This window comes from uncultured Methanobrevibacter sp. (genome assembly GCF_937898925.1).
Classification (GTDB): Archaea; Methanobacteriota; Methanobacteria; order Methanobacteriales; family Methanobacteriaceae; genus Methanobrevibacter.
On record NZ_CALDKF010000005.1, the window covers coordinates 1 to 13,317 of the forward strand.

A 13,317-nucleotide genomic window follows, 5' to 3' on the forward strand; every position below is an offset into this window, starting at 1 on the left:
TACAGTAATTCGGCAAGTAATTCTTAGACTTATGGAAATCTAAAATCTTAGCAAAGCAATATGTGTACAAATTGAAATTTGCCTTACCGATAACCTTACCATTGCTGTCCTTAACAGACCAGTAAGTAGAAGGTGCCTTTTTAGATTCAATTCTTGAAATTGTCTTTTTAGCTAAATCCAAATACTGAGCTTTATATACAGTAGATTTAAATGAATGTGCAGAAGAGTTTCTATTTGAAATTCCAGACACTAATAGAATATCTCCCTTCTTATTTGAATTAAGGTTGGATATCGCCTTTGAAGCAAGATAGCTGAACTCAGATATCTTAAGAGTTTTGCTTCCTACTTTAACAGTGCTTGGCAATTTCTTGTTCTTTGCAACATAATTCTTTACATTTGTAGCTGCATCCTCGATTTCCTTTATAGAGAAAGCGTTAGGATTCTTCAATACGGAAAGGGTTACAGAAAAACTTGAGGAAGCGTAAGCGCTTGACCCTCCATAGGAACAGACCATGGTGTATTTGCCTTCCTTTAAATTGATTTGAAGGTAAGTTGAACCTTTTGAATCTGTTGTCAATGTATAGGTTTTTCCGTTAACCTTGTAACTGACTTTTTGACCAGACAAGACTTTGCCTTTATTGTCAGTTAAGGTAAGTGTATATGAGTTGCCTCTGTAAACGGTACTTGAACTTCCCTTGAGAGTTGTTTTTGTTTTTGCAGTAGCCTGCAAAACATCACTGTCAGATTGGGAAGATGCACCTAAGAGGTTATTGCCACTCTTAATGCTTGAATCATATTCCAAATCAGAATCTTCTACAGTATTATCAGTACTTAAAACTTCATTTTCTGAATTTACATTGCTTGAACCAGCATCTGATTCCACACTATTTAGATTGGAATCACTGACACTATTTTCATCAGCCTTAAGTGAGACACTAGAATCGGATAATTCATCTGAATCGGATACAGATGCAGAATCATCAATATCCATAGCAGAAACTGATGAGATCAAACAAAATCCCATAATCAAAACTGCTAAAAGCAATGTGAGATTCTTACTTGAAATCATTTCACCTCACACTTTAGAGCAATCCTAAAATTATATTTTTACAAGTATAATTTTCACATTGAATTTTTAAAAAATATAGTGGAAAAATATTTATTTTTCCCAAACTCAATGTTTATCATTTAACTTTTTCAAGTAAACAATAAAGACCACCCTAAACATTTCTTAACTTGACAATTTTGCTTTAAAAACAAAAAAATCAAATTAGATTAATATTTACTTTTAATCTTTTATTATATAAATCTTACTAAAAAAAATCATTCAAAACAAGGATTTTACATAGCTTATAGTTCAAAATAAAAATATATTTCATTTTATTCTATTATTCAAATATAGTAAACTATTTGATACCAATATAAAGAATAATCAATTACTTATAAGCTAAAATAAATGATTAAAATTAAAAAAATTAAAAAATACTTGATAAGTCTTTAAATAATGAATAAATACTTAAAATTACTTATTTTAATTAAATTTGAAATAATATTACTTAAATAAATGGAAAATAAAATAATCACCTTTATTTAACTTAAAAAAGAATTACAAACTATTAAACATATTTGATATAAAAGAAAATGATATTATGATTTTTAAAATAATATTAATATAAGTGTTAAATTAAAAAAATACTTCTTAAAAAGTAGATTTTAGACAAATAAGCAATTTTAATTAAGTAATATTCAAAAAAGAACTATTTAAGAACAGAATAGGAAAATAAAGAAAATTTTTAAAAAATAGTAAAAAAAGTTGAGATTTTACTCCCAACAACTAGAAAAAATTTTAGTCCAGGTTTTGCGTTGCCGAAGGCAACGGAAAAAGTGGGCTACATCATAGGAGGCATTCCGCCCATTCCACCCATACCAGGTGCAGGAGGCATACCACTATGGTCTAAGTTTTCATCTGGGTCGACTTTTTGAAGTGCACCAGCTGCTGCAACCAAGTCGTCAATACGCAAGATCATTTCACAAGCTTCTTGAGCTGCTTGAATAGCTTGCTTCTTGACTCTTTGAGGTTCAACAACACCTGCTTCTTTCATGTCTACAACTTTACCTTCAAATACATCCAATCCCATATTGATGTTATCTTCATGAGCTGCTCTGAGTTCAACTAATAAGTCAATGGTGTTTAAACCTGCATTTTCAGATAAGGTTCTTGGTACAATTTCCAAAGCGTCAGCAAATGCATTTACAGCAACTTGCTCTCTTCCGCTGATTGTGTTAGCATAAGCTTTCAATTGTCTTGCAATTTCAATCTCAGGAGCCCCTCCACCGTATACGACTTTTCCGTCTTCAACAGTAGCTGCAACTACACCTAATGCATCTTCCATAGCTCTTTCAATTTCAGAGGAAACGTGTCTGGTACTTCCACGGATTAAAATGGAACTTGCTTTAGGGTCTTCACATTCTTCAATGAAGGTAATGATTTGGTCAAAGACCTTTTCTTGGTGTATGTAACCTGCCTTACCTAATACGTCAGGAGTCAAGTCTTCAATATTGGTAATGAGTTCAGCGCCGGTTGCTTTCATGATTCTTTTTACGTCAGTGTTTTTAACTCTTTTGAAAGCCATAATTCCAGCTTTGGATAAGTGATGTTGTACTACATCATCAATACCTTTTTGACAGAACAATACATTACATCCGGAATCAATGATCTTATCTGCAATTTCCTTAAGGGTTTCCTGTTCACTGTCAAGGAAAGCTTGCATTTGCAATGGATCAGTGAAGTCAACTTTAGCGTTTTCCAAATCTTTCAATTCTAAAGGATATTTCATTAAAGCGATTTTACAATCACGCATTTCTTCAGGCATAGCTTCATTAGCTCTGCCTTGGTCAATGTAGATACCGTCAACAATTAAGGAGTCCTCTACACTTCCACCATTGATTCTGTGAATTTTGATGAGTGATTTGTCTAACTTTTCTCCTTCTTCAACTTTGAGTGCAGCTTGAACAAGCAAGTCTGCTAGTTCATCTTTAGCATAATCTGAACCTTTACCTGTCATTGCGGTTTTTGCAATACCGAATAAGGTGTCTGGGTCTCTTGCATCGGTAGAAATGCTGTACAAGATTTCCATTGCTTTTGCAACTGCTAATCTGTATCCAATGAGAATGGTTGGGATTGCAATTCCATCTTCATATAATTCCATTGCTTTCTTAAGCAATTCGCCAGCAATGATTACAACTGTAGTGGTTCCGTCTCCAACTACATTCTCTTGTTTTCTTGCAATTTCAACAAGCATTTTTGCTGCAGGGTGTGCAATATCCATTTCCTGTAAGATAGTTGCTCCATCGTTGGTTACAACCACATCACCCATTTTCTTATCCACTAACATTTTGTCCATTCCTTTTGGACCAAGAGTGGTTCTAACAATGCTTGCTAATAGTTGGCTTGCAAAAATATTCATTCTTAAAGCTTGATTTCCTTGAAATCTTTCAGTATCATCACGTAAAATATACATAGGTTGATTAATTTGTGCCATAATAATCTCCTTAATTTTAATCAATGTTATTTTTAAATTAGATAATTTATTGTAATTATAAGAATTAATTTTAAGAATTCATAATAAAAATTAAATATATTTAATTAATATTAAATTATCCATATAGTTATAGATAGGTTTGCCTTACTATAAAAAAGTTTTGTTTATAATATATAATTTAGAAATCTAAAAATAGAAAAATTGAAATCAAAACAGAAAATTTAACAATTGTTTTTATTAAATTATTAATTAATTGTTGAAAATTAAAATGGAGATTCATATGTCAAGTATTGTAATTTATTTTTCAAGAAGTGGTGAAAACTACTTTGGAGGAGAACTTAAAAACATTGAAAAAGGAAACACAGAAGTGATTGCAGAATACATTCAGGAATTGGATAATGCAGACTTATTCAAAGTTGAACCTACAGTCGAATATCCTGATGATTACATGAAATGCATTGATGTTGCTAAAAAGGAACAGCAATCAGATGCAAGACCTGAAATAAAAGAAACATTAGATAATATTGATGCTTATGACACAATCTATATCGGTTTTCCAAACTGGTGGGGAACTATGCCAATGCCAATGTTTACCCAATTGGAACAATTGGACTTTACAGGAAAAACAGTTAAGCCTTTTGTAACCCATGAAGGTTCCGGTTTCGGATCATCAGAAAAAGACTTGAATAAATTGTGTGCAGGAGCTATAATCAAAAAAGGATTATCAATTCCTGGTGCAAGCGTATATGATGCAAAAGAAGCTGTGAAATCATGGATTAATGAATAAATTAATCATTTAGCCATTTAATTTTTTTTATTATCTTCATTTTTATTTTTAATTCTAACTTTTACTTATACTCAATTTTTTAATTTTTAACTCTTTTTCAAATAAGGAATAAAATGCCATTTTGAAATTATTTTTCCAAAACAGCAATATAGTCCATTCTGTTTCTAATAAATGGAATCCAAGTGAATATTTTGGTGAATGGCTTGTATACATTCATTCCGTCAAACAGGTTCACATCCTTTATCCATTTGAAGTTGGAATTCAATTTTAAAAGCTCAAACCCATTCTGAACTCCCCAAATGAATTTTGCATCCATTTCCTCAACTGATTTCTCCTTAACATTCTTTACGGAGACCGGAGGCATTATTTCAGTGAATATAGTGCATGACTTGAAATTTTCATCAATTATATCCAGTATCCTTTTGTTGTCTTCTTCAGTAAGATACATTGACAATCCTTCAATGATGAACAGTACGTCACCATCTGCATCTATTTCACTTACCCATGAGGGATCCATTGCTGAATATGCCAATGTCTTTACCCTATTGCTATCTTTGATATAGTTCAATCTGAACTTAGCTGAATTTTCCAAATCAACATTATACCATTTGATTATTCCATTGTCCAATCGATTGTATCTGGTGTCCATTCCAGAAGCAATATTCACTATTGTGCATCTTGGATGTGAACGGATATACTTTGAAACCATATCATCCAAGACGATAGTTCTTGAAATAACTCCCCATTGCATTTGATAGTCCTTATCAGCTATGGAAAAGTCATAATCGATTTCAGAAATGACATCTATTGCCTTAAAGTCAAAAAATTTGTGATTTTTCTGTTGGGAATGCTTTGCTTTAGTGTATAAAGTCAAAAGCATGGTTTTTTCTACACCTTCTAAATTCATGGTTTTAACCTCAAAAATTATATGTTTAAGTATTTAATTTTGTAGTATATAAAGTTTAGGTATGCCTAAATTATAATGTAGATATAAAAATATATTCTATGAAAAGACTATTGAAATAAATGAAAAAATTAAAATAAAAATAAGAATTGGTAAAAGATAAAAAATTTAAAAAAAATGAATTAGAAAAGAGGATTCATGATAACCCTTTTCTCTTTTTTAGTCATTTTAGTGTATGTAATTTTAGACTTGTAAGGAGTGTAACCACTTAACTTTGGAGTGGAAAGCAACATAAGCCCACTGATATTGCTTGGCTTAACTGTTCTTGTAATCACTTTTCCTTTTTTGTTTTTGTAGTAAACAGTCATCTTTCTAAATACATAAGTGTGAGGTCTGAAGTCATCCCCTTTTTTCTTATCATGGTAAAAGATAGCTGCATATACCCCTTTAGCGTTTTGCGCATCTTTTGGCTGATAGAAAGTCAAGATCCTATCCTTACTGCCAACATCTTTATGTTTACCCATTTTAATGGTTGTTGTAGCAGCACAAGCAGGACCCATGGTGAATCCCAAAACTGCAATAGCTAAAACGAGTAAAATAAGAATTGTTCTTTTATTCATTATTTTCTCTCCTAAAACTTAGTTATAATAATATATATTTTTGTAGTTTATAATATTTTTTAAAATGTTTTTTAATTACACATAAAAAAATAAGTTTAAGAATAAAAATAAAAAAATAGTAAAATTTCATTTGATAAACTTGACAAGCAATTTAAAGAAAAAAGAGTTCTAGACTTAAGTCATTATTCCAATTCCTGGAATATCGCTTGCCCGAATCTTGATTCGATTGGAAACTAGAGCATTCAATCGTTATCATCATCTTTATCGTCTTTATCATCTTTGTCGTCTTTATCGTCCTTATCGTTGTCATCCTTGTCATCATCATCCTGATCTACAGAATCACTTGAATCATCGGAATCTCCAGATGCATCGTTAGCAGAATCATCATCGGATCCTCCAATGCATCCACTAACAGCAACTACAGCTAAAAGAACGATTGTTAATAATATCAAAGCAAATATATTTTGTTTTTTCATTAAAAACAACTCCTTTCTGTAAACATAGGTATGTTGATTTTAATATTTATATTTTGATACTTTAAACTGTTAAATAGTGAAAAAACTGAATGAAATAATAGAATCATAATGAATAAAACTTGAATATTACAATAATAAACAATGATTTTTAAAAATAATCACAAAATTATTCAAGAATAGATTTTGAAAATTAATTAAAATAGTGGAAATGAAAAATAAAAAGTTTAACCTAATTGGAAATGCTATCAATCTCCTCAAAGGAAGCATCAATTATATTACAATTATCCCCCACACTTAACTCCATATTGCACGTATTTTTATTATAAACAACTGAGGGGTTCTGAATCTTGATAAAGTCTCCCTTGTAGTATATGGAGTCAGCCATTTCATCCCATAAATTAACTTTTATGGAACCTGTATCATCTTCCATATCAATAACTCTAACTAAAAATTTGGTTCCGTTTTCCTCAAAATCAAAAGTGTCTTGAACATCAATTATTTTTCCTATGACCTTGATATTCATATCCCCCTCTTTCAAGTCCCTTATCCTTTTTAATTCATACAAAAGACTTTCCAATTCCTCAAATGATTTTAAACTATCTCTTTCTTCAATGGACAAGTTATCCTCAACAATCATCCTTGAACCTTGACCTATATGAAGTTCCATACCCTCATCGGTTTGTCTTGCTCTTGCATTTTCAATCTTATATGCTTTTGATATGATTGGAACTTGAGCTTTCTCTCTCCAAAAGAAGGCTTTAATGGTCCCAGTATTGTCTGCAAGAATAGCTGATGAAACAATCCCAGAACCCTCCCTTGTCTTGAAAGAATAAGTTTCAAACAATGTGATAACTCTAGCCAGGATATCTATTTCAGTTGAATCTTCGCCAATATCCTTAATATCAGTCAATGAAATGTCAACAGATTCCTTTAAGAACTGAACCAATCCCTCTTCCAGTTTAGGATTGATAACTATTTTTGAGGTTTCATCTGTATTGATTCTGTATCCCACTGACTCTTGACTGTCATATTCAGCAAAGCCGTTTTGTATTCCGATTATATCTCCTTTGTTTATGTTCAATCCAGTGTTTTCATTCCAGAGAATTACCCTAATTGCGGATGATGAATCACTTAGTTCAATGATTTGAAGGTATTCTGACTCCTTAAGTTCCATAGGGTCACGAACTTTTGTAACAATACCTACAATATTGACATACTCATGCTTTTTCTCTTCTTTTGAGGAAATTTGCTTAATCATATGCTCTGCTAAAGACCTACCCTCTTTAGCCATATCATCATTAGGATTTTCATTTAGAATAATATCAAAAATGGAAATAGCTTTCTCAAATGAATCGATTGATTTATTGTAATCCTTCAGTTTAAAATAGGCAAATCCCATATTGAACCAAGCCACCTCATCTTCTGGATTGATTCCTATGGCTTTTCCAAAGCATTCAATAGCCTTTTCGTATTCTTTCAATTCAAAATAAGTCTGCCCATCCTTATTGAAATCTCTATCTGACATGATTATCCTCAAAAAATATTATTATTTCATTTGCAAAAAAATTAAAAAATATAAAAAAGTGAAAAAACTAATCTGAAAATTCAATCAATTCAATATCAACTATATCAACTTCAATATCCTTATCATAAATATGGAATTTCCCATCCTTGAATTCAAACTTGCTTTCCTTGGTCAGAGCATATGATCTTCCATCAGCTAAATAGACATAGACATAAGCAAAGTTTTCAACCAGCTCTTCCACTGATTTTTGATTGTGCTCCTCAATCCTTCTTAAGTCATCCTCTTCACTAATGAAAATCACCTACAACAATTTTAAGAAATAAAAATCCGGATTAAGCTATCACCAATTCAGTTTCAGTGGGAACAAAATCAAAGTTATTTTCAATGAAGTAATTTAATTCATATTCATCATCTTTATTTGGAATCATAAATCCAAATATTGCACACATTAGAATGGAGTCTTTATCAACACAAACTTTCATATTAAAGCAATGCATTTTTTCAAAGCTTTCTTTAGGAACACTCAATTTTTCTGAAGCATTAAGCAGCTCTAATGCTGTTGGAACGTTATCGATATCAAAATCCAGTAAAATGCCTTCATCCATTTCAACTGTTTGACCATATTGAAAATCTCTTTTAACTTTTATACCTAAAGTATCTATAGATTCATTGTAAAAATATTCAACTTCAAATATTTTATCTTTTGATTTCACGTTCTCTCCTCCGTTTATCAAAACAATATACTGTTATTATAGTTATTTTTTCATCATCATTTATTCCAATTACAATATAAAGATCTTGAAATTTAATCGTTTCATGAGGATAAATTAATAAAAAACGATTTTCGGAAGTTTTACTAATTGATAATGGAATTTTTTCTAACAAGCATAAATGAACATAATTTAATGAATAATTACGTTCAAAACAGTTTTCTAAGATATGCGGACTAACATATATTTCATTAGAATCATGAGATGCTAATATCTCAATTAATTCATTTATATTATTATCTCTCAAACTACCACGTATAAATTTATTTTTATTTAAAATTCTATTTAAAAATTATTGTTTAGAAGTTTACAATGAAAAATATATAGTAAATCATCTAAACTCGATAAATTTCGATTAATTTTCTATTTAAACTATTATATAAACTTTTTCTTAAAAATAAAAACAATATTGATGTTATTTTAAAAAATTAATTCATTATCGTTAGAATTTTACATGAATAGTTTAATATATTAAAAATATTGAAAAAATAAGGGATTATATTAAATTTAAAAAATTAAGATATCTGATTGAAAAAAGAATAATACAATTACAAATTTAAAAAAAAATAAAAAAATAGAATAGTGAAAAAACTATTCCTTAATCATTTGAGCTACTTTTTTACCTAATTCGTAACATTCTTCAAGTTGCTCTTCAGTTGGCTTGAAGTCAAGTTCCATTTGTTCTACGACTTCAAATCCTGCTCCTTCAAGGTTTGCAGCCAAGATTTTTGCGGAACCTCCTGCCCAACCTTTGGAGCCGAATACAACTGCCTTTTTGGTTTCAATTTTTCCAAAGCTTAAACAGTTGAGGTAGTACATCACATCTCCAATTCCGGGGAACGGATTGTTCATCATGGTAGGAGCTCCTACAAAGATTGCCTTTGAATCAAGTACGTCAGTCACTGCATCGGATTTGTCATCATCATGCATGAAGTACATCTTGACTTTTACTCCCTCACTCATTACACCTTCAGCCATAGCATGAGCCATTCTTTGGGTTGAATGGTGCATAGTGTCGTAAATGAAGGTAATCTTGTTTCCTTCATAGGTACCTGTAGACCATTTTGTGTATAAGTCAAGGATAAAGCTTGGGTCAGTGAAGATTTGACCGTGGCATGGAGCAATCATCTTTAGAATGTCCACCAATCCTAATTTTGCAAGCTCTTCAATTTTTCTTCCAACCATTGGAGATGAAAGGGTAATCAAGTTAGCGTAATATTTTCTTGCAGCTTCAGTCAATATGACTGGATCCACATCGCTGTCCAATCTTTCAGACAAGCAGATGTGCTGACCGAATGCATCGTTGGAGAACAATATTCCATCTTCCATCAACATTGTAAACATGCTGTCAGGCCAGTGAAGCATAGGTGCATTTACAAATTGGAAAGTTTTTCCTCCAATATCCAAAGAGTCACCGGTTTTTACAGTGTTGAACTCAAAGTCTGCAAGTTCAGGCAAGTGATTCTTAAGACCTGGTTCAGCTTTTTTGGAACAGTAAACTTCAACATCAGGGAATTTTGCAACAACTTCACCTAAGGAACCGCTGTGGTCGTTTTCAATGTGGTTTTGGATAACTACATCGATTTTGAATTCTCTTCCTTCCTTCTCGAATGCATCTTTAATTCTTCCCCAGAACTGTTCAGATTTTCCAGGATAAACATTATCGATTAAAGCTACTTTATCTTCCCCAAATACTAAATAACAGTTGTAGGTAGTTCCATTTAAGGTGTATCCATGGTAGTCACGAATATCCCAGTCTAAAACTCCTACCCAGTAAACATTATCTACAATTTTGTATGCATCAGCTTTCATATTATCACTAATCCTTTTTAGATTAAAAAATTATAATAAGAGTTAATATAATATATAACCATTAACATTAATATATTTATATGCTTTGTTCGATATCAAGGCAACTAATTAAATAGGTCAATATTAAACTAAGATTAAAATTTGTAAATTGAGGATAAAATGACTTTAAAACATTTTAATAATTTGGCATATGAAGAGATTGGAGAGGAAAACAGCAAAACCATACTGTTTTTGCATGCCAAATTATTAGACAAATGGATTTGGAAAAGGCAAAAGGAAGATTATGATAAATACTTCAAAGGATTCCATTGCATATTCCTTGATTTGCCAAATCATGGGGATAGCATCTCAAAAGAGGAATTCAGCATAGACAAATCATCTATTGAAATATCCGAATTCATAAATCATATTATCAGCAATAAGGACATTGAAAAGGTAAATATTGTAGCTTTAGGTATCGGCGGATCAATAGCTATAGAAATCCTTAATGAAAATCCAAATATAATCGACAATCTCATATTATCTGGGCTTGAAATAGCAGACTATAAGGAAAGCGAATCAGATAGCATTGCAAATGGACTCGCAAAGGCACAATCCGAATACCTTAATGAAAAATCAGACATGTTCATAACAAAGGCATACCTAAGATATTTTGGAATCAAAAAGGAACACTACAACGATATGGAAAAGATATTAGACATATCCATTAATGACGAAAGAAAAATAGCTTTTGAATCCTTGAATTACACCATTCCTGAAAGCTTAAAAGACAATAAGGATATCATTGAAAAGGACAATATCCTAATAATCTATGGAACTAAAGAGGACTTGAACTGTACAAAGTCAGCAATAGATTTGAAAAGCATATTCACAAATGCCAAGTTAGTGGAAATCATAAGGGGAAACCACCTTTGGAACATAATAGACCATGACTTGTTCAACACCATAATCAGAAATTTCATTAGAGACCATCATATAGAAGATAATTCAAAAATAAACATCCTTGAATAATTTTTAAACCACTTTAAAAAACACCGCCACCAATTGAAACCTAAAACCCACTTGATATTATCTAAATTACATTTAACTAAATTATAGTTTAACAAATATAAAATAAAGTTGAATAAATGCTTTAAATCCAAAAATAAAACTATAAAGTTTATTAATGAGTTAAATAATAAATTATATTAGTTATAAATAATTTTAGAATTATTTTATAACGATATAGTTTTAATAAATTTTTTTAATTAAGATTTGAGTTTTTTAAAATCCATAATTGCTAATTTCGGACCAAAGAAATTCATGATCATAGTTAAAAAAACACATAGTGAAAGGGAAACTATGAAAATAGGAGTTATCGGATACGGAAATATGGGTTCAATGATAGTAAATAACATACTAAAGCTTAATTTACTATTAGATGACGAAGAATTAATTGTTTCAAATAGACACCTTAATAAATTTGAAAGTTTAATTGAAGAATATCCAGAAGAAAATCTAAACATTACTTCAGATAACAAAGAAGTCGCAACACAATGTCAAAAAATCCTTATTTCCGTCGAAACTCCTCAATTTAAGGAAATCATAGAAGAAATCAAGCCTTTCCTCAATGAAAACACCCACATCATATACACCTGTGCAGGACTTAACTTCAATCACATCAAACAGTACTTTGATGGAAAATTAAGCTTAGTAATTCCTACCTTAGCTTCTACAGTAACTTCAAATAACTCAATAAGTTCACTGGCAAGAAGAAAAGGAGTCACACTCGTTAAGCACAATTCCAAAGTTGAACTTCAAGAAAGACTCTTTGTTGAAGACCTTTTTAATGAATTCAGTTACGTGAGGAGAATTGACAATCCAATTTACTTCAATGAAGAGGAAAACAATCTCGACCCAAGCGACAATGAATTGGAAATGAGTACAATAATCAGCAGTTGCGGACCGGCATTCATTGCAATCCTGATGGATAAATTTGCTCAAAGCTGCAGTGAAGCATCAAACATTCCAAAAGATGACATAGAGAACATGGTCCTAAAGACAGTTATTGGAACTGCAATGCTAAAGGATGATCAAGGATTATCCAATGAAGATATAATCAATAAGGTAGCGACTAAAGGAGGAATCACCCAAGAGGGAGTGGATTTATTGGATAAAAAATTCAATAAAATTAGCAAAGCCTTAATCCGAACATTGTTAACTAGATATGATGAAGTTAACGATGAAATGAATAAAACTTATCTTAAAAAATAGTAAATTTAACTCTTTTTAAACTCTTTTTTATAAATCAAACCATTTTAAAAATAGGTAATAATCAACTCTTATTTTAAAAAACTCTTTTTAATAAAAAAATAGAATAAAACAAGAAAATAGAATAAAACAAGAAAATAGAATAAAATAAAAAAGATAATAATAACTCTTTCTTTAAAAAAATAAAATAAAAAAATTAATAAAAATGACTTATTTAGAACAAGTCAGTTTCATTTAATTTTTCTTCAAACCAATGCGCTCTTTTATCTGCAAACATTTTTACTATCAATGCTAAAACCAATGTTATAGCACCCATAGCAATCAATATCAAGAATGATGGAATGTAATTTGACCAAATCAATCCTAATGCAGTTTCCCTAAGCAAAGTGATTCCATGAGTCATTGGCATATACGGACTGACTGCTTGAAGGAATGGTCCCATCAATTGAATAGGATAAATACCCCCAGTACCTGAAATTTGGAATACAAGCCAAATTACAGCTAATCCTTTTCCTATATGACCTAATGCAGAAATCAAGGAATAGCAAATCAGCATGAATATCAAGGCAATGAAATAAGCCGAAAGCACAAAGAGCAACGGATTAGCCATTTTGATTCCCAATATAAATGC

General features: G+C 30.9%; 13 protein-coding genes and 1 pseudogene. 3 read left to right on the forward strand and 11 right to left on the reverse strand.

Annotated features, from left to right (window positions below; genetic code table 11):
• Together Q0409_RS00290 and thsA are read right to left on the reverse strand one after the other, a co-directional pair.
• Positions 1–1,069, reverse strand: a 1,069-nt coding sequence (locus Q0409_RS00290; RefSeq protein ID WP_298533811.1) for a pseudomurein-binding repeat-containing protein, incomplete at its 3' end; no start/stop codon positions are given.
• Between the two features lie 820 nt (positions 1,070–1,889).
• A complete protein-coding gene (gene thsA / locus Q0409_RS00295) occupies positions 1,890–3,542 on the reverse strand; it encodes a thermosome subunit alpha (RefSeq protein ID WP_298533814.1) in 1,653 nt (550 codons plus the stop codon).
• A gap of 280 nt (positions 3,543–3,822) precedes the next feature.
• On the opposite strand from thsA, the gene Q0409_RS00300 reads away from it, so the two are divergent.
• Entirely contained in the window at positions 3,823–4,329 is a 507-nt protein-coding gene (locus tag Q0409_RS00300) for a flavodoxin (RefSeq protein ID WP_298533815.1), read from the forward strand.
• A 127-nt stretch (positions 4,330–4,456) separates the two neighbouring features.
• On the opposite strand, the gene Q0409_RS00305 is transcribed toward Q0409_RS00300, so the two are convergent.
• The 8 genes from Q0409_RS00305 to Q0409_RS00340 all read right to left on the reverse strand — a co-directional run bounded on the left by Q0409_RS00305 (position 4,457) and on the right by Q0409_RS00340 (position 10,436).
• Positions 4,457–5,236, reverse strand: coding sequence for a class I SAM-dependent methyltransferase (locus Q0409_RS00305; protein ID WP_298533818.1), 780 nt, complete (start codon positions 5,234–5,236; stop codon positions 4,457–4,459).
• Positions 5,237–5,415: 179 nt separating this feature from the next.
• A complete protein-coding gene (locus tag Q0409_RS00310; RefSeq protein ID WP_298533820.1) occupies positions 5,416–5,853 on the reverse strand; it encodes a hypothetical protein in 438 nt (145 codons plus the stop codon).
• A 242-nt stretch (positions 5,854–6,095) separates the two neighbouring features.
• On the reverse strand, positions 6,096–6,329 hold the full coding sequence (locus Q0409_RS00315) for a hypothetical protein (protein WP_298533822.1): 234 nt from the start codon (positions 6,327–6,329) through the stop codon (positions 6,096–6,098).
• Positions 6,330–6,558: 229 nt separating this feature from the next.
• Positions 6,559–7,854: a tetratricopeptide repeat protein gene (locus Q0409_RS00320; protein WP_298533824.1), complete on the reverse strand. Its 1,296-nt coding sequence runs from the start codon at positions 7,852–7,854 to the stop codon at positions 6,559–6,561.
• Between the two features lie 67 nt (positions 7,855–7,921).
• Positions 7,922–8,155 (reverse strand): hypothetical protein, encoded by a 234-nt coding sequence (locus Q0409_RS00325; RefSeq protein ID WP_298533827.1) that lies wholly within the window; start codon positions 8,153–8,155, stop codon positions 7,922–7,924.
• Positions 8,156–8,186: 31 nt separating this feature from the next.
• Positions 8,187–8,567: a DUF2283 domain-containing protein gene (locus Q0409_RS00330; protein ID WP_298533829.1), complete on the reverse strand. Its 381-nt coding sequence runs from the start codon at positions 8,565–8,567 to the stop codon at positions 8,187–8,189.
• Entirely contained in the window at positions 8,551–8,871 is a 321-nt protein-coding gene (locus tag Q0409_RS00335; RefSeq protein WP_298533847.1) for a hypothetical protein, read from the reverse strand. The genes Q0409_RS00330 and Q0409_RS00335 overlap by 17 nt, the downstream gene beginning before the upstream one ends.
• A gap of 344 nt (positions 8,872–9,215) precedes the next feature.
• Positions 9,216–10,436, reverse strand: a complete 1,221-nt coding sequence (locus Q0409_RS00340) for an FprA family A-type flavoprotein (protein WP_298533850.1) — start codon at positions 10,434–10,436, stop codon at positions 9,216–9,218.
• Positions 10,437–10,595: 159 nt separating this feature from the next.
• Here Q0409_RS00340 and Q0409_RS00345 point away from each other — a divergent pair, with 159 nt between their 5' ends.
• Positions 10,596–11,447: an alpha/beta fold hydrolase gene (locus tag Q0409_RS00345; RefSeq protein WP_298533852.1), complete on the forward strand. Its 852-nt coding sequence runs from the start codon at positions 10,596–10,598 to the stop codon at positions 11,445–11,447.
• A gap of 330 nt (positions 11,448–11,777) precedes the next feature.
• On the forward strand, positions 11,778–12,689 hold the full coding sequence (locus Q0409_RS00350) for a pyrroline-5-carboxylate reductase (protein ID WP_298533854.1): 912 nt from the start codon (positions 11,778–11,780) through the stop codon (positions 12,687–12,689).
• Between the two features lie 211 nt (positions 12,690–12,900).
• Here the strand turns inward: Q0409_RS00350 and Q0409_RS00355 are convergent.
• A pseudogene (locus tag Q0409_RS00355) lies at positions 12,901–13,317 on the reverse strand (YhgE/Pip domain-containing protein); the annotation flags it as partial.